Source organism: Streptomyces sp. NPDC005195 (genome assembly GCF_040608315.1).
In the GTDB taxonomy this organism is placed as follows: domain Bacteria; phylum Actinomycetota; class Actinomycetes; order Streptomycetales; family Streptomycetaceae; genus Streptomyces; species Streptomyces kaempferi.
The window spans coordinates 60,368-82,327 of the sequence record NZ_JBEXHZ010000012.1; the positions used below are offsets into that span (position 1 = coordinate 60,368).

General features: G+C 71.3%; 15 protein-coding genes and 1 riboswitch. Of the genes, 7 read left to right on the plus strand and 8 right to left on the minus strand.

All coding sequences use genetic code 11. The features are described 5' to 3' along the window. Nucleotides 1-75: 75 nt before the first annotated feature. Nucleotides 76-266, minus strand: a riboswitch (cobalamin riboswitch). Between the two features lie 202 nt (nucleotides 267-468). The 3 genes from ABZV34_RS15905 to aceA all read right to left on the minus strand — a co-directional run bounded on the left by ABZV34_RS15905 (nucleotide 469) and on the right by aceA (nucleotide 4,315). Then, the gene (locus ABZV34_RS15905) at nucleotides 469-1,338 is read right to left on the minus strand and encodes a 3-hydroxybutyryl-CoA dehydrogenase (RefSeq protein ID WP_356275850.1); all 870 of its coding nucleotides are present in this window, start codon (nucleotides 1,336-1,338) and stop codon (nucleotides 469-471) included. Further along, entirely contained in the window at nucleotides 1,335-2,945 is a 1,611-nt protein-coding gene (gene aceB / locus ABZV34_RS15910) for a malate synthase A (protein WP_356276133.1), read from the minus strand. The genes ABZV34_RS15905 and aceB overlap by 4 nt, the downstream gene beginning before the upstream one ends. A gap of 86 nt (nucleotides 2,946-3,031) precedes the next feature. Further along, nucleotides 3,032-4,315 carry an isocitrate lyase gene (aceA, locus tag ABZV34_RS15915; protein ID WP_356275853.1) on the minus strand — a complete coding sequence of 428 codons (1,284 nt, stop codon included), beginning with the start codon at nucleotides 4,313-4,315 and terminating at the stop codon, nucleotides 3,032-3,034. A 371-nt stretch (nucleotides 4,316-4,686) separates the two neighbouring features. Between aceA and ABZV34_RS15920 the strand changes: the two genes are divergently transcribed. Further along, entirely contained in the window at nucleotides 4,687-6,087 is a 1,401-nt protein-coding gene (locus ABZV34_RS15920) for a short-chain fatty acyl-CoA regulator family protein (protein WP_356275856.1), read from the plus strand. Between the two features lie 354 nt (nucleotides 6,088-6,441). Here the strand turns inward: ABZV34_RS15920 and ABZV34_RS15925 are convergent, their stop codons facing one another. From ABZV34_RS15925 to ABZV34_RS15940, 4 genes are all read right to left on the minus strand, one after another. Continuing rightward, nucleotides 6,442-8,679, minus strand: coding sequence for a PQQ-binding-like beta-propeller repeat protein (locus ABZV34_RS15925; protein WP_356275859.1), 2,238 nt, complete (start codon nucleotides 8,677-8,679; stop codon nucleotides 6,442-6,444). Nucleotides 8,680-8,962: 283 nt separating this feature from the next. Next, entirely contained in the window at nucleotides 8,963-12,568 is a 3,606-nt protein-coding gene (locus ABZV34_RS15930; RefSeq protein WP_356275862.1) for a phosphodiester glycosidase family protein, read from the minus strand. 475 nt (nucleotides 12,569-13,043) lie between these two features. Then, nucleotides 13,044-13,907: an MBL fold metallo-hydrolase gene (locus tag ABZV34_RS15935; protein WP_356275865.1), complete on the minus strand. Its 864-nt coding sequence runs from the start codon at nucleotides 13,905-13,907 to the stop codon at nucleotides 13,044-13,046. A gap of 133 nt (nucleotides 13,908-14,040) precedes the next feature. Then, entirely contained in the window at nucleotides 14,041-14,508 is a 468-nt protein-coding gene (locus tag ABZV34_RS15940) for a helix-turn-helix domain-containing protein (RefSeq protein WP_356275868.1), read from the minus strand. Nucleotides 14,509-14,796: 288 nt separating this feature from the next. Between ABZV34_RS15940 and ABZV34_RS15945 the strand changes: the two genes are divergently transcribed. From ABZV34_RS15945 to ABZV34_RS15965, 5 genes are all read left to right on the plus strand, one after another. After that, nucleotides 14,797-15,222, plus strand: coding sequence for a nuclear transport factor 2 family protein (locus ABZV34_RS15945; RefSeq protein ID WP_356275871.1), 426 nt, complete (start codon nucleotides 14,797-14,799; stop codon nucleotides 15,220-15,222). 151 nt (nucleotides 15,223-15,373) lie between these two features. Next, a complete protein-coding gene (locus ABZV34_RS15950) occupies nucleotides 15,374-16,084 on the plus strand; it encodes a flavin reductase family protein (protein WP_356275874.1) in 711 nt (236 codons plus the stop codon). A 152-nt stretch (nucleotides 16,085-16,236) separates the two neighbouring features. Then, nucleotides 16,237-16,638 carry a tautomerase family protein gene (locus ABZV34_RS15955; RefSeq protein ID WP_356275876.1) on the plus strand — a complete coding sequence of 134 codons (402 nt, stop codon included), beginning with the start codon at nucleotides 16,237-16,239 and terminating at the stop codon, nucleotides 16,636-16,638. Nucleotides 16,639-16,907: 269 nt separating this feature from the next. Further along, nucleotides 16,908-17,732: an alpha/beta hydrolase gene (locus tag ABZV34_RS15960; protein ID WP_356275879.1), complete on the plus strand. Its 825-nt coding sequence runs from the start codon at nucleotides 16,908-16,910 to the stop codon at nucleotides 17,730-17,732. A gap of 157 nt (nucleotides 17,733-17,889) precedes the next feature. Beyond that, nucleotides 17,890-18,783, plus strand: coding sequence for an alpha/beta hydrolase (locus ABZV34_RS15965; RefSeq protein WP_356275881.1), 894 nt, complete (start codon nucleotides 17,890-17,892; stop codon nucleotides 18,781-18,783). A 47-nt stretch (nucleotides 18,784-18,830) separates the two neighbouring features. Here ABZV34_RS15965 and ABZV34_RS15970 read toward each other — a convergent pair whose 3' ends face one another. Then, complete coding sequence (locus ABZV34_RS15970) at nucleotides 18,831-19,310, minus strand: hypothetical protein (RefSeq protein ID WP_356275884.1); 480 nt, start codon at nucleotides 19,308-19,310, stop codon at nucleotides 18,831-18,833. Nucleotides 19,311-19,779: 469 nt separating this feature from the next. On the opposite strand from ABZV34_RS15970, the gene ABZV34_RS15975 reads away from it, so the two are divergent. Further along, a complete protein-coding gene (locus ABZV34_RS15975; protein ID WP_356275886.1) occupies nucleotides 19,780-21,861 on the plus strand; it encodes a glycosyl hydrolase family 28-related protein in 2,082 nt (693 codons plus the stop codon). The last annotated feature ends 99 nt before the right edge of the window (nucleotides 21,862-21,960 follow it).

The following is a 21,960-nucleotide window of genomic DNA, read 5'->3' on the forward strand; positions in this document are numbered from 1 at the left end:
TCGTCCGCCTGACATGTACGCCGACCCGCCCACGGGGTCACCGGGATGTCCGCGCACGAGGGCTCGCACGCGGGCAACGGGCAGGTCTTCGGACTCGCGAGCACGTTCTCCGAAGAGAGAACACCTACTGGCCGTCGCTTCCCAGGCCCGGTCGGGCCCAGTGCGTATGACGGCGGTCGTTCCCGCTCACCGCTGCGGGGCAGTCCCGGATTCCCACCGGGTTCCCTCTTACGACGCATCCCGCCTGGCGGACGGGGCGAACCAGCTGCACCGGCCACCCTACGGGGCGCACGCCCCGTCCGGCGGATCACGTCCGGCATTCGGGCGGTGAACCGGGACCCGCGCCCGGGGACGCGCCGGGGCGGGAAGCGCCGTACTCGGGCTTCCCGCCCCTCCTCGGTGAACAGCCGCCGGACCCTCGACCGGCGGTGCGGTCCGGGCCCCTCAGCCCGGATCGCGCCAGGATGCTCAGTCCTGGCCGTAGGTGTGGAACCCCCGGCCGGCCTTGCGGCCCAGCAGCCCCGCCTGCACCATCCGTTGGAGCAGTGGAGGCGGGGCGTAGAGGGGTTCCCTGAACTCGTCGTAGAGGGACTCGGCGATGGAGGCGACGGTGTCCAGGCCGATCAGGTCCGCCAGCCTCAGCGGCCCCATGGGGTGCGCGCAGCCCAGTTCCATCCCGGTGTCGATGTCGGCCGCCGTGGCGAACCCGGACTCCGCCATCCGGACCGCGGCCAGCAGATACGGCACGAGCAGGGCGTTGACGACGAAGCCCGCCCGGTCCTGGGAGCGGATGACCGTCTTGCCGAGAGTGCCGGTGGCGAAGGCCTCCACGGCGGCGACGGTCTCCGTTGCCGTGTGCAGGGAGGTCACGATCTCCACCAGCGGCAGTACGGGCACGGGGTTGAAGAAGTGCAGCCCCACCACCCGGTCGGCGCGGCTCGTGGCCATCCCGAGGCGCATCACGGGGAAGGAGGAGGTGTTGGTCGCCAGGACGGCCGCGGGATCCTCGACGATCTTGTCGAGCGCGGTGAACACCTCGGTCTTGGCGTCGGCGTCCTCGATGACGGCCTCGACGACGAGCTGCCGGTCGGCGAGGTCTTCCAGGCTGGCGGTGAAGACCAGGTGAGCGAGGGCGTCCCGGGCCGCCGCAGGCTCCAGCCTGCCCCGCTGTACGGCACGGTCCAGAGAGGCCGTCACCTGGTCCCGCGCCCCGCGCGCGGCCATGGCGTCGGCTTCGCAGACCACCGTGTCGAGCCCGGCTCGCGCGCAGACTTCGGCGATGCCGGCGCCCATCCGGCCGCCGCCGACCACGCCCACGCGCCGGACGGTCGCGCTCATGAGCGGGGCTCCGCGTGACGCACGAGGTTGCGGGTGTAGGCGTCGGGAGTGAAGAAGAGCGGCAACTCGCCCTGGAGCGCAGTGCGTTCGAAGAGGGAGCGGACCTCGTCGAGGGGTGCCCACGGGTACTCGGCTCCGAGTGCGGCGAGTTCGTCGTCGAGCAGCAGCTGTACGGTCTCCCGCTCGACGACCCGGTGCCGTAGCCACTGCCAGATCTGCACGCGGGCGATCTCGGCGGTCGCCGCGTCCTCCATGAGGCCGTCCAGGGCGACGGCTCCCTGTCCACGCAGCCAGGCGGCGAAGTACCGGAGGGTGACAGCGATGTTGGTACGCACGCCGTCCGCCGTGGGCGGCCCGCTGATCCGGCGCACCGACAGCAGGTCCGCGGCGGTGACGTCGACGTCGTCGCGCGTCCGGTCGATCTGGTGGGGCCGCTCGCCGAGGACGTCGCCGAAGACCTCGCGGCACACCGGGACAAGTCCGGGGTGGGCGACCCAGGAGCCGTCGAAGCCGTCCTCGGCCTCGCGCTCCTTGTCGAGCCGGACCTCGGCGAGCGCCGACTCGTGGGCGGCCGGGTCCTCGCTCGGCACCTGCGCGGCCATGCCGCCGATGGCATGGGCGCCCCGCCGGTGGCAGGTGCGCACGAGCAGTTCGGTGTACGCCCGCATGAAGGACGCGGTCATGGTGACCTTCGCCCGGTCGGGCAGGAGGAAGTCGGTGCGGTGGCCGAAGGTCTTGATGAGGCTGAACAGGTAGTCCCAGCGGCCCGCGTTGAGGCCGGCGCTGTGCTCCCGCAGCTCGTAGAGGATCTCCTCCATCTCGAAGGCGGCGGTGATCGTCTCGATCAGGACGGTGGCCCGGACGGTTCCCCGGGGGATGCCCAGCAGCGCCTGCGCGGTGACGAAGATGTCGTTCCACAGGCGGGCCTCGTACCGGTTCTCCAGCTTCGGCAGGTAGAAGTAGGGGCCGTACCCGGCGTCGATCTGCCGCTGCGCGCAGTGGAAGAAGTACAGGCCGAAGTCGACGAGGGCCGCGGGCACCGGCCCGCCGTCGAACTCCAGGTGCTCCTCGTCGAGGTGCCAGCCGCGCGGCCGGACGACGAGGGTGGCGAGCCGGCCGTGGTCGGCCGGCCGGTATTCCCTGCCGTCGTCGGTGGTGAAGTCGATGCGGCGGCCGATGGCGTCGAGCAGGGTGAGCTGGCCACCGATCAGGTTGTCCCACGTGGGCGCCGTGGCGTCCTCGAAGTCCGCCATCCACACCCTGGCACCGGAGTTGAGCGCGTTGACCGCCATACGGCGGTCCGGCGGTCCGGTGATCTCCACACGGCGGTCGGTCAGACCGGGCGCGGCCGGCGCGACGCGCCAGGAGGGATCGGCGCGGACCGCGGAGGTGGCGACGGGGAAGTCGAGCGGGGATCCACCGGCCAGGCGCAGGGCCTGCCTGCGGCGCTCCTTCATCAGGTCCCGGCGTCGCCCGGCGAAGGCGGCGGCGAGGTGGCCGACGAAGTCCAGGGCCGCGGGCGTGAGGATCTCGTCGTGGCGGTCGCCCGGTGCCGCGAGGACGCGGACGCGGTGTGTCAGTGCTGTGGTGGACGTCGGACTCTCCAGGGGGAGGAGGGAGCGGGGGTCGGACGGGGACGGGTCGTACGACCCCCGCTCGGCCGGGGCGCGGGACCGACGCGCGGAGAAGGGGCCTAGTGGAACTGCTCTTCCTCGGTGGAACCGGCGAGAGCGGTGGTGGAGGAGGCGGGGTTCACGGCGGTGGACACGAGGTCGAAGTAGCCGGTGCCGACCTCGCGTTGGTGCCTGACCGCCGTGAAGCCGTGTTCCTGGGCGGCGAACTCCCGCTCCTGGAGGTCCACGTAGGCCGTCATGCCGTACTCGGCGTAGCCGCGCGCCAGGTCGAACATCCCGTGGTTGAGGGAGTGGAACCCGGCCAGGGTGATGAACTGGAAGCGGTAGCCCATCGCGCCCAGTTCCCGCTGGAACTTGGCGATCTGGTCGTCGTCCAGCGCGGCCTTCCAGTTGAAGGAGGGCGAGCAGTTGTACGCCAGCATCCGGTCCGGGTGCTCCGCGTGGATCGCCTCGGCGAACTCACGGGCCTGGGCGAGGTCCGGGGTACCGGTCTCGACCCAGATCAGGTCGGCGTACGGGGCGTAGGCCAGCCCTCGCGCGATGACCGGGGCCATGCCGTTACGTACCTGGTAGAAGCCCTCGGCCGTTCGCTCGCCGGTGACGAACTCGGCGTCACGCTCGTCGACGTCGCTGGTCAGCAGGGTCGCGGCCAGCGCGTCGGTCCGGGCGACGATGAGCGTGGGCACGTCGGCGATGTCGGCCGCGAGGCGGGCCGCGTTGAGCGTACGGATGTGCTGCGAGGTGGGCACCAGGACCTTGCCGCCGAGGTGTCCGCACTTCTTCTCCGAGGCGAGCTGGTCCTCGTAGTGGATGCCCGCCGCGCCGGCCGCGATCATCGCCTTGGTCAGTTCGAACGCGTTCAGCGTGCCGCCGAAGCCCGCCTCCGCGTCCGCGACGATCGGAGCCAGCCAGTCCGTGGTGTCCGTGCCGCCCTCGGCGGTGGCGATCTGGTCCGCGCGCAGTAGCGCGTTGTTGATCCGACGCACCACCTGGGGAACGGAGTTGACGGGGTAGAGGCTCTGGTCGGGGTAGGTGTGCCCGGCCTGGTTGGCGTCGGCGGCCACCTGCCACCCGGACAGGTAGATCGCCTGCAGGCCCGCCCTCACCTGCTGCACCGCCTGCCCACCGGTCAGCGCGCCGAGCGCGTGGATGTAGTCCTGCTCGTGCAGTTGCCGCCACAGGCGCTCGGCTCCGCGCCGCGCGAGGGTGTGCTCCTCACGGACACTCCCGGACAGCTTGATCACGTCCTCGGCCGTATAGGTACGCTCCACGCCCTGCCACCGGGCGTCGGTCGCCCAGCGCCGCGCGAGTTCTTCGGCCGTCCGCGTCGTCGTCTCTGCCATGTGCTCGTCTCCTCGGTTCGTACTGGCTGCCAACCTCCCTGGTACGAGAAACAGGGGATGGCACTGTGTGTCGTCTTGCTTGATGCGGCCCGCCGTCACGCCGGGTGCGGAGCTGAGCAATGCTGCCTCTTCGTGGCACCGCCGTTGCGGGAAGTTCCCACGTCAGATCCGCAATCGTGCCCTGGATGCGGGCGGTGGCCGCCGGTGGTCCGGTGGGCCGCACCACGACTCTGGCACTGGCACTGAGTGCCAGCAAGCGGGGAAGGATGCCAATTCCTGCGAATCTTCCGTCCCTGTTCTGCCAACTTTGCGAAGGGTCGGGGTGGTCTACTGGGGCAGGCCGACCGATCCCGGACCACGGAGGACACGCGGTGAGCAAGACCTATGCGGGGGCGCGGTTGCGGCGGCTGCGCTCGGACCGGCGGATGAGCCAGGCGGAGCTGGCCCGCGTCTTGGGCATCTCACCCAGCTATCTGAACCAGATGGAGCACGACTCACGGCCGCTCACCGTTCCGGTCCTGCTGCGGCTGACCGAGACCTTCGGCGTCGACCCCGGCTTCTTCTCGGAACGCGACACCACCCGCCTCGTGGCCGACCTGCGCGAGGCACTGGCGGGCGAGCTGGCCGAGGCCCGGGTCTCCGCCGCCGACCTGGCGGAACTGGCCGGCCGCATGCCCGCGTTCGCCCAGGTCATCCTCGACCTCGGCCGCCGCAACCAGGTGCTCTCCGAACGGCTCGCCGACGCCACGGACGGCCGCGGCATCGCCCAGGGCGCACCACCCCGCTCACCCCATGAAGAGATCCGCGACTTCTTCTACCGCCGGCAGAACTACCTCCACGACACCGACCTCGCCGCCGAGCAGCTCGCCCACGAGATCGGCAGCCGCCCCGGCGAGGTCCTCCGCGCCCTGAGCACCCGCCTTGCCGGGAGACACGGCGTCCACACCGGATCCGAGACCGGTGACCGCCTGCACCACTTCGACCCGACGACCCGCACACTCCACCTGTCCAACCGGCTGCGCCCCGGACAACGCGCGTTCCGTATGGCGACCCAGCTCGCCCTGCTCGAATACGGCCCCGAACTCGACCGCGAGGCCGCCGAGGACTTCCCAGCCGATTCGCCGGCCCACGCGCTGGCCCGCATCGGTATCGCCAACTACTTCGCCGCCGCCCTGATCCTGCCGTACGGCAGCTTCCACGCGGCGGCGGAGGAGGCGCGCTACGACATCGAACGCCTCACCGACCGCTATGGCCTCGGCCACGAGACGGTCTGCCACCGCCTGAGCACCCTCCAACGCCCCCGTCTGCGCGGGGTTCCCTTCTCCTTCGTCCGGGTCGACCGAGCCGGCAACCTGTCCAAACGGCAGTCCGCGACCGGCTTCCACTTCTCCCGGGCCGGGGGCACCTGTCCGCTCTGGAACGTCTACGAGGCGTTCGCGGCCCCCGGCCGCATCCATGTCCAGATCGCCGAAATGCCCGATGGCCAGCGCTACTTGTGGACGGCCCGCGCCCTCACCCGCCATCGCGGCGGCTGGGGGGAACCCGGCAAGACCTTCGCCGTCGGCCTGGGCTGCGAGATCCGCCACGCCTCCCGCCTCGTCTACTCCGACGGACTCGACCTCGACAACGCCTCCGCGGCGACCCCCATCGGCATGGGCTGCCGCAGTTGCGAACGGACCGACTGCCCCCAGCGCGCCGCACCACTCCTGGGCACCCCGCTGCGCATCGACCAGAACAGCAGCACGTTCGTCCCCTATCCCGTTATCCCGTGACGGGGCGACGCCCTGAACCGATGGGTGTCCTGCCGTGGATGCCGATCGCGTCGCAGTGCCGGCATGCAACGCGGCCTTTGGCGGCAGGAGTCGGGCAGCCGGCTCCGTGAGGGGTGAGGTGTCGGCACCTTCCGTCAGAGGGTGGAGCCGTCGAGGTGCCCGGCGGATACGTCGGCCCCCGGCCGCCCCCACGTGGCCGCCACCGATGCCGGTGCCGCCGTCCCCGAACGGGGAGGGCGGCCACCGTCCCGACCGACTACGTCATCTCCGGGCCGCCCGTGGGCAGGGACGGCACGTGTCCCGCGTCGCCCCTGCCAGGGCGAGGGGCCCGGACACGCCGCTGTCCGGCCGTCGTTACGGCAGTTCGATGCCCGCGACGACTCCGTTCTGGTCGCCGACGACCAGGGTCGCGCCGGCGATCGCCGGAGTGCTGAACGAGTACGCCAGGCTGTGCTGCAGTCGGCCCCGCGGGGTGCCGTCCGACAGGTTCACCCCCAGCAGCCTGCCGTCGACCGACTGGGCCCAGGCGACGCCGTCGGCGATCACTGCTCCGGCGTTGAAGACGCGCACCGCCAGGCTGGTCTGCCAACGGGTTTTGCCCGTCGCCAGGTCGACCCGGGACATGACGCCGAACTCGGTCGTGAGGAGGGCCGATCCGTCGTCGAGGACGATGGTCGGGGCGTACATCGCGCTGCCGGCCACCTTCCAGAGCAGCGCACCGGTCGTGGCGTTCAGCCCCCAGGAACCGGCGACCGAGCCGACGACCACCACACCGGCGCCGACGGCGACGACATTGTCCCAGCCGCTGTAGAGGGCCACATGGTTCTCGGTACCGGTGGCCATCGCGAAGGCCCACAACTGCTCACCGGTGGCCGCGTCATGGGCTCGGGCATAGCCGTCGTCCGCGGCGGTGTAGACCCGGTACCCGTCGGAGGCGGCCCTGCCCGAGGAGAAGCCGCGGCCGGGAACCGACCAGAGTCTGACCCCGCTCGCCGCGTCGAGCGCGAACAGGTTCTGCCCGGCGGAGAGGAACACCCGCTCCCGGCCCTGGACTTCGGCCACCAGGGGCGCGCTGAGCACCGGGGCCCCGGCGTCGAAACGCCACTTCTGCCGGCCGTCGGCGGCCTTCAGCGCGTACAGCCGGTGGTCCGCCGAGGGGATGAACAGGGTGCGGGCGCCGGCGTCGACCGCGGGCCTGCGGTACACCGGTCCGACCTGCGCGCGCCACAGGCGCTCGGGGGCGTCGCGGGTGCCGGGCCGGATCGCGACCACATCACCGGTGGTCGAGGCGGCGACCACCACGGGCTTCGCGGCGGAGCCGACGAGGGCGATACCGCCCTGGACCGAGCCCGGCAACTGGTGTCGCCAGCGCAGCCGCGGGTCGTCCGTGCCGCGTTCGACCTCGAACGGGGCGGTGTCCTCCCACCAGGACCCGTCCGCACCGGTGACCTGCAGGCGCAGCCGCTGGGTGCCGGGCACGACCGAGGAGACGTCGACCGAGCCGGTCCACCGGTGGTCCGAACCGGCGGTGAGACTCTTCCATACCGGGGTCGCGGCGCCGCCGAAGACCGTCTGCGGGTAGAGATCGACCGCGACGGAGGTGGCCTGGGCGTCCTTGTCCAGCCGGACGGTGACCGGGAGTTGACCGCGGTCGACCTTGCCGAGGCTGACGGCGCGGGGGCGCTGCGGACGGCCCGGTCCGTCGCCGGCCAGCGGCATGTCGGACACCGGCACCTCGGTCTCGGTGCCGTCGGCGGCGATGGTGACCCGGCTGACGCGCAGGACGGGGGCGCCGTCCGCCGACCGGACCCGCTCGACCCAGTAGTACAGGGCTCCGTTGCGCACCGCGTTGAGTCCGACCTGGGTGAGGCCGTTGAAACCGCTCACCACCTCCTTGTGGATGTGGCCGGCGAAGATGCCGCGCACGTTGTGGTCCGCGAGGACGTCGAGCACTTCGGGCTGGTCGTCGACGTAGTAGAAGGTGTTGCCCATCGGGAAGTGCTGGAAGAGCACCGTGGGCGTACCGGGGCGCAGCCGCTTCAGGTCCGCCTTCAGCCACTTCAGGCCGCCGGGCCCGTAGTGCCCGGGTTCCTGGAGGACCTCGGTGGGGTCGAAGCCGATGAAGTGCACACCGCCCGCGTCGAAGGAGTAGGGCCCGGAGCCGAAGTGGGCGTGGTACTCCTCCTTGGCCGACGGGTCCCACCGCACGTCGTGATTACCGGGGGAGTAGTGCATCTTGCCGTGCAGCGCGGTGGGCAGGACCTCGGCGTAGCGGTCGAACTCATCCGGCCGACCGGTGTCGGTGATGTCACCGCAGTGCAGGACCAGGTCGGGGTTGCGCGCCGCGATCGACGCCCACACCTGGGTCAGCCACACCGTGGACTGGGGCGAGTCGACGTTGACGTGGGTGTCACTCACCAGTGCGAAGCGCAGAGGCCCGTCGGGGCGGCCGCCGACCGGTGCCGCGCTCGCCGGGGCTGCGCCCAGGAGGGACGCGAGCCCGGCAGAGGCCAGCGTGCCCCCGGCGAGTCCGAGGAAGCCGCGGCGGCCGACGCCGGCGTGGTGGCACGCGTCGTGAGTGGGATCTGACATGTCGTATTCCGATCAAGTAGTTCTGAGTCGCCGAAACTTCGGGACTCGGGCTCAAGACTCGTCAGATCGCGGAACGCCGCACTGGAGATGGATGGTCCATGCATGGAACATTGGGTGGATGAACGGCGCCCGTCGCCGGAATCAGCTTGCCGCCGCCGGTACTCCGCCGGTGCGTGCTTCCGGTCCTCCGCCGGACCGGGGCGTGCTGGCGGGACGCGGCGACGCCGCGGTACCTGGCGGCGGGGAGCCACCAGGTACCGCGGCGCGCGATGGCGGTCCCCGCTCAGCCTGCCGAGGACACGTGGACGGAGGCTGTCGCCGTCAGCGTTCCCGTGGACACCGTGACGTCGGTGGTCCCACGGTGTGCGCCGACCAGCCGCAGCGTACGCCGGTCCAGAACGGCGACCACGTCGCGGCGGCGCAACGCGGCGGCGAGGGACCGGTCGTCGGCGACGACGGCCAGGTGGACGCCGCTCCAGAAGACCGTCGCCGGGTAGCGCAGCGGAATGACCAGCCCGCCCATGCCGTTGTCGACCGCGGTGGCCGTGACGTCCCCGGAGCCGCCCGGCGTCAGAGTGCCGGGTACGGTCAGGTTCACCCGGTCCAGCAACGGCCGGACGTCCGCGCGGAACCATCCGAAGCCGCTCGGGTCCGGCATGCCGGGCGTGACCTTGGCGTCCTTCGGCGCCATGGTGACGAGGGACCAGGCGGAGAACCCTCCGTGACGGGCGTCCCCGTAGGGCGTCTTGCCGACCACCGGGGCGTTGAACTCGAGTAGGCCGTCGACCCGGCGGATGTGCGCGGTGTGCGCGTGGCCGCTGATGAGAGCGACCTGCTTGCCGGTGTGCTGACGGAAGTCGGACAGCCACTGCTCCAGAAGGGCACCCTCGTTGGGGTCGGACAGCTGGCTGGCACCGGTCCCGGTGGGGTCGAGCACGGGGTGGTGGAGGGCCACGACCACGCTCTTCACGGACCGGTCATGGGCGGCCTCGTCCAGTTCCGTACGCAGCCAGGGAATCTGAGACCAGTCCGACTGACGGAGCGAGCCGAGGGTGGAGTTGAGCAGGATGAACCGGGTTCCACGATGGTCGAAGGCCTGCCGGGTGGGCCGGTCGGTGGAGGCGGTGAACTGGTCGAGGGTTCCGCCGGTCACGGCGCCGGACTCATGATTGCCGACCGCCCAGTAGAAGGGGATGCTCGCCGGCAGATGGTCTTTCAGCACCTGCTGGAAGAGGGCGAAATCGGCAGGACGGTTCTGGTCGACCCCGTCGCCGGACAGCAGGACGAAGTCGGGCCTGGCGGCCGCGATCTCGTCAAGGGCGCGCGCGGTGTGCTGGTACGCGTAGGACGTGGTGCCACCGTCGGCGTTGACGTGGGTGTCGGACAGCACGGCGAACCGCCATCCCCGCCGGCCCCCGGTCGTCACCTGGTCGGCAGGTTCGACGACGGCCGGGTCGGGCTGGTCGGGAACGTCGGGAACGTCGAGGCTCACACCGACCCGCGCGTCGAGCAGCGCGAGATCGACCGAACCCGCGGTGCGCAGGGACGGGTCGGTCTGCACGAGGTAGACGCGCTCGATGGTCAACGGGGCGGTGAAGCCGGTGGGGATGGCGCCTTCCACCCGCCGCCATCCGGTCCAGTCCACGTTCAGGGCGAAGGTGAGCGGGACATTGGTGGTGCCCTGCGAGCGCACCTGCGCGCGAAGCCAGTGTCCCGAGCCGTCGCCGCGGACCCACAGGGACAGGCGCTGGGCGCCGGCCGGAATGGTCAGGGGGGTCTTGGCGACCGCGTAGGCCGCGGACGTACCGAGGGGCTGGCCGGTCATGTCGTAGGACAGACGCAGCCCCTTCTCGCCGGGCGCGGCGCCGGGACGGCCGGAGGTGTCGACGGCCGACACCGAGGCCGTCGCCTTCGCCGAGGTCGCGGACCACTGACTCGCGTCGGCGAACGAGCTGACGGGGACGTCGGCCAGGCCGACCGTGGTGGGAAGCCGCAGGACGTGGCCCTGCACCGTCGCCGTGACGACGGTGCCCTTGCCGTCGCCGCCCGGCTGCCCGGTCACTCTCAGGGTGCCGTCGGGCCGGGCGGTCACGGATACGGCGGAGCGGTCGTACTCCAGGCTGATGTCGCGGGGCTCGATCGGGGCGGAGAAGCCCTCGGCGTCGCGTCCGGTGACGGTCACGTCCCGGTAGTCGCCGGGTGACAGGGACAGCGCCTGGACGTCGGCCTCCAGCCGGTCCAGGTCGCCCAGTACACGGACCGGGACCTGCTGGGTCACGCCGCCGCTGCGCGCGTCCAGCGTGCCGCTGCCGGGGCGGTCGCCGCGCAGCACCCCGGAGTCGTCCGCACGCGCGAGGTTTCCGGGCGCGGTGCGCCAGCGCGCCTCACCGAGCGGTGCGGGGGCCATGGTCTCGTCGTAGCCGGCAGCGGCCACATCGCGGGACAGACCGGGGAAGAGGCGGTCGGACCGGAGGCGTACGTCGATGCCGCGCAGTCGCCCGGACCCGGACGGCGGGACGAGACCCACCGCGTTGGGGACGATGCGCTGCGAGCCGTCGGAGGGGACGTTCGCGACCGAAGCCGCGCGGTCACCGGGCCGACGCGCCACCAACTGCGAGGAGCCCCCGCCATCCAGCATGACGGCGTCCACCGCGCCCAGGTCCTTCATGTGCTGGGCGAGCTCGGCCGCGGTCAGCCCGCGGGACCGGCTGGAGGAGCCGTCGGCTACGTAGAGCACGAGTTGCCGTCGCGCGGTCCAGCCGAGAGCGGTGCGCGGCTTGAGGGCACTGTTGGTGGCCTCGCCGGTGTCGATGGGCGCGAGTTCGCCGCCGTGGACCAGAACGAGGTGCGCGCCGAGAGCCAGCGAGTAGGGAGAGGGGGCGGAGCTGCGAGCACGATAGGAAACCTGGACGGGGGTTCCCGACGCGGTTCCCGCCAGGGCGTCGGCGACCTGGCCGGTGGCCAGCAGCAGTTGCGACCCGGCGGACACCGGACCGGCGCCGGCGCCCTCGCGGACGGCGACCGTCTTCCCGTCCCGTACCTCGATCTCGACGACGTGACCCGCGGGTACGGCATAGTGCCGATCGCCCGAGCCCCAGTCGGAGGTGTACAGGGCGATCGCGTCGGCCGGGACCGAGCCCGGGTTGAGCCCGGCCAGATCGCGCTGGACGCCGTCCACCGTGACGCTGCCCTCGAGCAGAAGGTCGGCGATCTGGCCGACACCGTTCCTGTCGAGGCCGACAACCGAAGCCGGGCGGGCGTCGGCCTTGATCAGCTCGCCGTCCCTGACCTCCGGGCCGATGGGCGCGTTGGTGGTGTCGATGGCGAAGAAGTCGCCGTTGGTGGCGGCCACGGCTTTGGCGCGGTCGGCCAGGTTCGTGGGCGTGTCGCGGGTGCTCACGGTCGGGGCGAGCAGCCGGGGCCGCGTCGGGCCGTCCAGGTCGGCGCGCAGTACGTATCCGTCGAGGAACCCGGCGGCGTCCACCGAGCGCTGACGGGTCAAGGTCACTCCGGGCGCGATCCGTTCGGTGTCCGATGCCGTCTGGATCGAGTCCGAGCCACTCCGCGCGGGGCGCCGGTCGGCCGTTGCCGAGGCGCCGTCGTCCGGCTGCGGCGGCACGACAGGACCCGACGGCGCCCGGACGCCGTCCTCGGCTTCGTCGTCCGGATGCGTCTCAGCCTGTTGGACGAGGCTGAGCGGGAGCGTGGGGCGCGCCGACGCGGAGGCGCTCGCGGCCGGGGGTATCAGCAGAGTGGCGAACAGTCCGGCGGCGGCGGTCACGACGGCGACGGGCGCGAGGGGGCGGAGCCGTGACCTGCGCGGGAGGGCGGCGGTGTCCATGGGCGCCGACCGGCCCACCCCGTCGGAGAGGAAGTGGAGTTTTTTCACCCGCGTGACCCTAGGCCGGGATCTTGGGTGGTGGGTGGGGTGCGTGGGAGCCGTTCATGTTCGTGGAGTGAACAGTGGGTGCGTGTCTGCGGTTTGTCTGCGGGTCACCGCCTGCCGGGATCCGGCCACGGGTGACGACGGTGCGGTTCCGTGGTCCGTGCGGTGCCGGGGTCTCATGTGGGGATGGTCGGAGGCCCCGGAGGCCCCGGAGGCGTACCGGAACGGAGGACGCGGAGCGCCGGTGGCCGGTCGATCCCGACGAGGTGGATCCGCTGTGCCGGGGCGGGGGCTGATGCCGCGTCACCGTGACCGCCGCCGCCCTCGCCCCGGAATGGCGCGTTCTGTCCCTCGGTACCAGCCCTCGCGGGGCATGGGGCAGTCGTGGTGGCGTGGCGGCCAGCTGGCAGTCGCCCCTCCAGCCTCACCGCCGACCCGCTCCTCGCCGCGGCCGGCACCGTACAGGACGCTCGCTCTTTCAGGCTCCGAGCAGGCCGACCGCTCCGTACCACACCGGGCCCGGGTTGAGCCGATCCGGGTAGAGGGCCGTCATCCGGTCGAAGTACTCGCGGGGGGTGGGGTTCTGGCCGAGCAGGCGGACGGCGTCGAGCAGGTACTGGCGGGTCTCCTCGATGGTGGCCGGGTCGTCGGGCAGGTGCTTGTTCTTGTGACCGGCCACGACGGAGCGCGGCTGAAGCGCGGCGACGCGGTCGAGGGCCAGGAGCCATTCCTGCAGACCGCCGCCGCCCCCTTCGAGGATGTACTGGTGCACGCCGTTGTAGACGACGTCGCCGGCCACCACGAGGCCGATCGACGGCACGTGCAGGACCGTGGTCTCGTCGGTGTCGGTGTGACCGACCTCGACGGCCTCGACGAGGTTGCCCTCCAGCGCGAAGCCCTCGGGAGGTACGGGCCGGGCCAGGACCGGGGTGTCGGGGATCAGGCCGGGGAAGCGCCTGTCCCACAGTTCCTCGCGTCCCGCGGTGGCCTGCTGGTGCATGACCTCGATGGTTCCGGGGGTCGCGTAGACGGTGACGCCGGGGAACCGCTTCACGAGATCGGCGGTGCCGAACCAGTGGTCGCCATGCCCGTGGGTGGCGTAGATGTAGGCCAGACGCTTGCCGGAGCGCTCGATCCAGTCGCCCACCCGCTGGGTCTGTTCGATGGTGAGAGGCGGGTCGACCAGCACGGCGTCCTCGTCGCCGAAGACCAGCGTCGACGTCAGGGGCGAGGAGACGAGCACGTCACCGTTGGGCAGCCGCTCGTCGCCGGCCCGGGGTGTTCCCTCCTGGACGAGAACCTCGTAGGCCAGGGGAGTGGATGCGGATGCGGATGCGGTCATGATGGTGCCTCCTTCACGGGTCCGGGCGAGCGGTTGAGACGGTCCGGCGCTCTCGCGGGGAGCGGCATCGCCCTGAAGATGCCTGTCGCCCGGTGCGGCCGGGATACGCGAGTGATCGGAGAGCGGGCTGCCGTCAGGGGGACGTGCTCGCGGCGCCGGGGCCGGTGATCGGCACCACGTCGGAGCCGGGGACCTCGTGCCCGCACGAGCAGCGCAGCTCGACGTGTACCTGGCCGCCGCACCCCGCATGGTTCAGCAGTGTCGGCGGGCCCTCAGGGCCGCCGAGATGGGTGTCTCCGTACTGCAGGAGGGCGGCCAGAATCCACTGCATGTCGTGGGCGGGCGACGTGAGGTGGTACTCGTGGCGTGCGCGCTGACCGGCCTCCTGGTAGCTCCGGCGCTCCAGCAGTCCGGCGTCGACGAGCTGCCCCAGGCGTTCGGTCAGGACGCGACGGGAGACCCCGAGGTGCTCCGCGATCTCGTCGAACCGGTGCAGTCCGGCGAAGACCTCACGCAGGATGAGCAGGGTCCACCGCTCCCCGATCAGCCCCAGGGTCGCGGCGACGCTGCAATTGCCCAGATCTACTTCACGCCACTCCATGGTCTCAGGATAGCCCCAGAGTCGCCATCTGGAACCCAGCCCTTGACTCCCTGAGTTCCAGATGGGAACTTAGTGGTATCGGGTCGTCGGCGGGCACTACCGCTCCCTCGGCCCGCGAAGCCGCTCGGTGACCACCCGGGCACCGTCGGGCTTCCGGCCCGCCGCGCGTCTCACGAGCCGATCGGCCCGCCCCGCGCCTCCGGTCCCTCCGTGTACGACCGGACGGAACCCAGGTGCGTGAACACATGTTCACCCAGCACCGCACCCAGTCATGAGCATGGAGGAAGCATGTCGAGCAACCAGGCGATCGTGGATGCCTGCCACCGCGCCTACACCGGATTCGAGAAGAACGACTCGACCGACCTGGTGGCGCTGATGTCGCCGGACGTGGCCTTCCACTTCCCCACCTCGCTGCCCTACGGCGGGACGTTCCACGGGCGGGAGGGTTTCGTGGCCTTCTACAAGGATCTCTTCGACCACTACTACGAGTACTTCCACTACGACCTGCACACGGTGCTCGACGCCGGGTCGCACGTGGTGGTCCCCGTCCGGGCCCGGGCGGGGGCGAAGAACGGCCGCACGATGGAGAACGAGCACCTCCTGCTGTTCGCCGTGAGCGGCGGACTGATCACGGAGGCGCGGCTGTACGCCGACACGGCCAAGGGGCGCGACGTGCTCGAGGGCCTCGAGTTCTTCGCCTCCGCGGCCAACTGATCCCGCGACCGCGCCAGGCACGGCGCACCTGCGACCAAGGAAACCCCCGTCCACACCGCCACGCTGATCGCGGAGCGCACCCCGGGCGGTTCCGAGAAGGCGGACGGCACACCGGCGGTATGCCGCCGTGCACGTCAGAGAGGCTGTCAACGTGATCATCAACAGCGACGAACTGGACGCGAGGTCCGCGTACAAGCTGCTCATCGGGGCGGTCACACCGCGTGCGATCGGCTGGGTGAGCACCTTGTCGCCCTCCGGTGTCGCCAATCTGGCGCCGATCTCGTTCTTCACCGTGGTGAGCCGGGTCCCTCCGATGGTGTCCCTGACCCTGCAGCCGCGGTCGGACGGGACGCTGAAGGACACGTTCGTCAACATTCGGGACAGCGGTGAGTTCGTCACCAACCTGGTCACGCTGCCACAGGCCCACGAGATGCATCGCAGTGCGATCGAGTTCGACGGCTCCCAGGACGAGTTCGATGAGGTCGGCCTGGCCAAAGCGGCCTGTGAAGTGGTCAGGGTGCCGCGTGTGAAGGACTCCCCGATCGCCATGGAATGCACGCTGGACCGGATCATCAAGGTCGGCGACGTCAACGACCAGGTCGTCTGGGGCAAGGTCGTGCGTTTCCACATCCGGGACGACGTCTACGCCCAGAACGGGCGGATCGACACCGCGGCGATCCCGGCGGTCGGCCGACTCGCCGCCGAGTACACCCTGGCCGACAATGCGTTCGTCACGCCCTTGCCGGCGGACATCCTGGGCGCACGTCTGGGCAGGCGCAGCCACCGCCTCGACGAACGCCCGGACGGATGGTCGCCGGTGGACAGCGCCGACTGGTCCCCCTCCGGAGCCACCAAGGCCTGACGGCACCGACGCCCGCACCGACCGCGTCCGCGCCCCACAGGACCGCGTTCGCGCGCCGTGGACACCCAGGGCGGCCGCGCCACAACCGGGGCCTCGATCAGGTCCTCCGAACGGTCGGGCAACCCGACACCGCACTCCCGAAGGAGCCCCCCATGCCGGTCTTCAACGCCTACATCCCCGCCAACCGCTTCTCGTCGCAGCAGAAGCGCGCGCTCGCCGACGCGCTCAACCAGTCGCTGGTACAGGGGCTCGGCATCCCCGAGGGCGACCGCTTCATCGTGATCAGCGAACACGGCGAGGACGAACTGTTCCTGGACCCGACGTTCATGGGCATGCGGCGCACCTCGGACGCCATGATCATCACGGTGCTCCTCGGGGCCCACCGGCCCCTGGAGGACAAGAGGGCGGTGTCCGCGGCCATCAACAGGCTCGTCGTCGAGGCGCTCGGTGTCTCACCCGACGACATCTTCATCGCCCTGGTCCCGGTCCCGAACGAGAGCTTCTCGTTCGGGAGGGGCGAACTGCAACTGTCCGAAGGGACTCCGCGCTGGTGAACCCCGCGACCCCGGCCGCCGGCCGGGGCCTGACCGCGCAGGCCGGCGCGAACTGTGCCTCGGGGGCCACCGCGGGACGGGACCACCCCACGGGACGGGACCACCCCGAAGGAAACCGGCGCCTGCCTGCCGAAACCCGAGGCGGCCGTCGCAGGCCCTGCCAGCCCGCTCCGCACGAGAGCGGGACCCACGGCGACCGACTTCCCCGTCGAAAGCCACGACCGGCCCCCTTCCGGGGCGACGTCCGCTCCCGGACAGTGAGGACATCCATGAACACGGAACGCGTCGCCGACACCGACGTACGGTATCGGCGCACCGGCGACGGAGACCTGGCCGTGGTCTTCGTCCACGGCTTCCTCGACGACCAGTACGCCTGGGACCGCCTGATCTCCCAGCTCACCACACCCGGCATCGAGTGCGTCACTCTCGACCTGGCCGGCTGCGGCGACCGTGACGCGGTGGAGGGGCCCTACGACTACGACCGGTTCGCCGACGAGGCGGGCCGGGTCGTCGACGCCCTCGGCAAGCCGTTCGTGCTCGTCGGTCACAGCATGGGCGCCGCCGTGGCCGAACTGGTCGCGGCGCAGCGACCCGACCGGGCCCGCGGACTCGTGCTGGTGACGCCGGTCCCCCTCGCGGGCGTGCACCTGCCCGACGAGATGATCGAACCGTTCCGCTCGCTGGGCGGCGACGCGGACGGGCAGCGGGGCGTGCGCGAACAATTGTCCGTCGCGTTCCCGGAGGCCGAGCTCGACCGGCTGGTGGCGACCGGGCGGCACATGCGTCCGGAGGCCCTCCGTGCCATCGCCGACTGCTGGAACACCGGCCACCCCCAGGGCGAACGGCCGAGCGGCCACGCCGGCCCGGTGCTCATCCTCCGCGGTGAGGGCGACGGGTTCGTCACCGAGGACATGGTCGACGACGCGATCGTGCCCCGCTTCACCGCCGTGACCGCCGTGTCGGTGGCAGAGGCCGGCCACTGGGCGCACATCGAGCAGGCGGCCCACGTCGCCACCCACCTCGACCGCCTCCTCGCCGAGGCCCACCGCACCGACAGCCTCCCCGACGCGAACACCTCCCGCCCGCAGGGGTAGGCGGGTCCCTCGCGCGGAGGTCCGCCGCCGCGTCCGGTGAGGAGGCCGACTGGCGCCGGACCGGACGCGTTCACCGAGAACGTGGCCCCGGGGGCGAGCGTCGACACCGACCACTTCCACCAGGGCTGACGGCCCTTCCTTTTGAGAAGGTTGTTCCATGATTCAGCGCAAGGATGTCCAGTTCAGGGCCGACGGCGCGCTAGAGCTGCGTGGCCGGCTCTTCCTGCCGGACGGTCCGGGCCCGCATCCGGCGATCACCATGGCCCACGGCTACGCCGCGGTCAAGGAGCACGGGCTCGAACCGTTCGCGCGGGCCTTCGCCGAGAACGGCTTCGTCGTCCTGGTCCATGACCACCGCGGCTTCGGGGCGAGCGACGGCCGACCACGCCAGGACGTCGACCCATGGCGGCAGATCGCCGACTGGCGGCGGGCCATCTCCTTCCTGGAGAGCCTCCCCGAGGTCGATCCGGAGCGGATCGGCCTGTGGGGCACCAGCTACGCCGGCGGCCACGCGATCGTGCTGGGCGCGACGGACCGCCGACTGCGGGCCGTGGTCTCCCAGGTGCCGACCATCAGCGGCTTCGAGCAGGGACGGCGCCGTATCGTCCCCGAGGCCGTCGCGGCCCTGGAGGAGGGATTCTCCGAGGACGAGCGCGCCCAGTTGCGTGGCGAGGCCCCCCGCACCGTGGCCGTCGTCGGCAGTGACCCGGCGGTGCCCGCGTCCTACCGTACGCAGGAGGCCATCGATTTCTACCTCCAGCCCATGCCCGACGGTGTGTGGGAGAACGAGGTCACGGTCCGCTCCACTCGGGCCGCGCGCATGTACGAGCCCGGAATCTGGGTCGACAGGGTCTCGCCCACGCCGCTGCTCATGGTGGTCGCGCTCAACGACACCGTCACCGTGACCGACATGGCCCTCGCGGCCTACGAGCGCGCGCTGGAGCCCAAACGACTGCGGACGATCCCGGGCGGCCACTTCGACCCGTACACCACGCGGTTCGACGAGGCGAGCGGCGCCGCCGTCGAGTGGTTCCGCGAGCACCTCGCCTGAGGGGTGCCGATCCGCCACGAACAACGCCAACTTCGCCCGAGCACGGTTCACTTCATGTGCGTCCGCACCACCAACATGCCCCCGTACAGGACCACGAGACAGACCTGACGGAGTCCTACGATTACACGCGGGAGTTCGCCGACCGGTGCGAGCAGGTGTCCGCCCGCGCCCGCGCACCACCGGACGGCGCCGCCGCCGTGCTCCGAGCCGTGGACGCCGAGGTCATGCCGGGGGCACACCGGCCAGACCACCCAGGCCCGTTCGAGCAGGCTCTCCTGAATCATGGCCGTCAGGCCGGCCAGTGCCATGGCCGGGTCGCCACACGTGCTCGGCAGGACGGCGTCGGTGCTGTGGGACCAGTCGAGCGGTTCGCAGGCGAGGGCGACGACTTGCCGCGGGTCGAGGTCGTCCTCGCGCGGCCCGAGGTGGACCGCTCGCTCCAACTCGTCGAACGCCGTCACGGCACCCGTCAGGTCCGCAGCGCAGGGGGTGAGCAGCGCGTACTGGTCGGCCGCCGCCCTGAGCACATCTCGGGTGGTCCTCTCGGGACGGCATCGAGCACGAACCCGCCCCCTCGGAAGGGGAGTTGGCGGCGCTGCCGCGGCCCTGCGTCGCCGCCGGGCGGTGGGAGAACCTCCGGTGTGTGCAGCAGTGCTGAGCCGCCGGCCGGGCGATCTCTTGCGTGACCGCCACGCGTGACGCAAGAAATCGATGAATCAACGCAGGAATCCTACTGCAAGTTGAAAAGACGTGTCCGGCGTCTTGTAAGGGTGCCCGGAGACGCCCTACTGTCACCGCACCGGCACGGCCTGCCCCTCCCCACTGCCCGCACGTAGAGCGGCCCCAGCGTCGTCGCACGCTCCGTTCGCCCGGCTCCGCCCTGCCCTGTTCGACCGTGCCCGCCCTCCGTCCGCCTTCGTCCCCCGTCGTCCCCAGTCCGCCTTCGTCCGCCCCCGCCCGTCCTCGTTCGTCCGGTCCGAGAGAAACGAGAAACTGATGTCGCGGTACAGCACGCGCGCGGCGGCGGAACGGGTCCGCAGCCGCGCCCGGAGACCGGCCAGGATCGCCACGGCGGTGACGACGGCGGTCGCAGGACTCGTCCTCACGCTCGGCGCTCCGGCCCTGGCAGCCCCGGCGGCCCCTGGCCACGGCACCGGCGTGGGCACCCCGGCGGTGACCCGCGCGGCGCTCGATCCCGCCCTGGTCGCGGGGCGTGGCGCCGCCGTGGACTTCGCCGAACAGGAAGCGGAGAACGCGTCGACCAACGGCACCGTCATAGGTCCCGACCGCACCGCCTACACCCTGCCCTCCGAGGCGTCCGGCCGGACCGCGGTACGTCTGAAGCCGGGCCAGTACGTCGAGTTCACGCTGCCGCACGCCGCCAACGCCCTCACCGTGCGCTACAGCATCCCCGACGCGCCCGAAGGCGGCGGCACCACCGCACCGCTCGACGTCTCCGTCGACGGCAGACACCGAGCCACGATGACGCTCACCTCGCGGTACTCCTGGCTCTACAACCAGTACCCGTTCACCAACGACCCCCAGGCCGACCTGCTGCACCCGGACTGGTGGATCACCGAGTGCGGATGCGTCCCCGCCGCCACCACCCCGACGCCCACCCTCGACAAGCCTTTCAGGCCCAGCCACTTCTACGACGAGCAGCGGCTGCTGCTCGGCAAGCGGTACGGGGCCGGCGACACCGTCCGCCTCACGGCGCCCAGGGGCGGTGGCGCGGCCTGGACCGTGATCGACGTCCTCGACACGCACCTCGTGGCCGCGCCGCACACCGAGGCACGTGCGGCGAACGTTCTCGCGTTCGGTGCCGACCCCACCGGCCGGCGGGACGCGGGCGGCGCGATCGACCGTGCCCTCGCGTTCGCCAGGAAGCGGCACCTCGACGTCTACCTGCCGCCGGGCACGTACCAGGTGAACCGGCACATCGTCGTGGACGACGTGACGATCGTCGGAGCGGGCAGCTGGTACACGATCGTCAAGGGTCACCAGGTCACCCTGGACAAGCCGGCCCCCGACGGGTCGGTCCACACCGGCGTCGGCTTCTACGGCAAGGACGCGGCGGACGGCGGCAGTCACCACGTCCACCTGTCCGGCTTCGCGATCGAGGGTGATGTCCGTGAACGCGTCGACACCGACCAGGTCAACGCCCTCGGCGGCGCGCTCAGCGACTCCACGATCGACGGCCTGTACCTGCACCACACCAAGGTCGGCATGTGGTTCGACGGGCCCATGACGCGCCTGCGGATCACGCGCAACGTGATCGCCGACCAGATCGCCGACGGCCTCAACTTCCATACCGGCGTGACCGATTCCACCGTCTCGGACACCTTCGTCCGCAACAGCGGTGACGACGGCCTGGCCATGTGGTCGGAGAAGACCGGCAACGCGCGCAACGTCTTCGCCCACAACACCGTGCAGACGCCCGTCCTCGCCAACGGCATCGCGCTCTACGGCGGTACCGACAACACGGTCACCGGCAACCTCGTCGCCGACCCCATCCGAGAGGGCAGCGCCGTCCAGGTCGGCTCCCGCTTCGGAGCGGAGCCGTTCACCGGACATCTGTGGATCACGGACAACACCACGGTCCGCTCGGGGCCGTTCGAGCTCAACTGGAAGATCGGGCTCGGGGCCATCTGGTTCTACGCCCTGGAGCGGGACATCGACGCCGACATCGAGGTCACGGGCGACCACTTCCTCGACAGCACCTACAACGCGGTCATGCTGGTCTCGGACTTCCCCGTGAAGGACAAGTACGCGATCCGGGGGGTCCGCTTCAAGGACATCCGCGTGGACGGAACCGGCACGTCCGTACTCAGCGCCCGCTCCGCCGGCTCGGCATCCTTCGAGAACGTGGACGCCCGCAACGTCGGCGCGGTCGGCATCAACAACTGCGGATCGTTCAACTTCCCCTCCACCGGATCCGAGTTCGCGGCGCAGGACCTCGGAGGCAACGACGGAGGCGGCACGACAGGCGCCTGGATGGCGTCGTGGGAACTGCCGAACACCATCACCTGCGACGACCGGCCTCCGGTGGTCCCGCCACCGGGCCCGGCGCCCTGGTGACCGGCGTCCGTCCTTGACCGTCACGGTGCGCACGGCCGCCGCAGCCGGCGGCCGTGCGCACCGCCGCGCCGAACAGCGGACCGGACCATCGTCTCCTGG

Excerpts from the sequence above, each read along its gene's own strand:
- ABZV34_RS15955 (WP_356275876.1), top strand. The coding sequence starts at position 16,237 with ATGCCGGTCTTCAACGCCTACATCCCCGCCAACCGCTTCTCGTCGCAG.
- aceA (WP_356275853.1), bottom strand. The coding sequence starts at position 4,315 with ATGGCAGAGACGACGACGCGGACGGCCGAAGAACTCGCGCGGCGCTGG.
- ABZV34_RS15925 (WP_356275859.1), bottom strand. The coding sequence starts at position 8,679 with ATGTCAGATCCCACTCACGACGCGTGCCACCACGCCGGCGTCGGCCGC.
- ABZV34_RS15960 (WP_356275879.1), top strand. The coding sequence starts at position 16,908 with ATGAACACGGAACGCGTCGCCGACACCGACGTACGGTATCGGCGCACC.
- ABZV34_RS15965 (WP_356275881.1), top strand. The coding sequence starts at position 17,890 with ATGATTCAGCGCAAGGATGTCCAGTTCAGGGCCGACGGCGCGCTAGAG.
- ABZV34_RS15975 (WP_356275886.1), top strand. The coding sequence starts at position 19,780 with ATGTCGCGGTACAGCACGCGCGCGGCGGCGGAACGGGTCCGCAGCCGC.
- ABZV34_RS15945 (WP_356275871.1), top strand. The coding sequence starts at position 14,797 with ATGTCGAGCAACCAGGCGATCGTGGATGCCTGCCACCGCGCCTACACC.
- ABZV34_RS15940 (WP_356275868.1), bottom strand. The coding sequence starts at position 14,508 with ATGGAGTGGCGTGAAGTAGATCTGGGCAATTGCAGCGTCGCCGCGACC.
- ABZV34_RS15905 (WP_356275850.1), bottom strand. The coding sequence starts at position 1,338 with ATGAGCGCGACCGTCCGGCGCGTGGGCGTGGTCGGCGGCGGCCGGATG.
- ABZV34_RS15935 (WP_356275865.1), bottom strand. The coding sequence starts at position 13,907 with ATGACCGCATCCGCATCCGCATCCACTCCCCTGGCCTACGAGGTTCTC.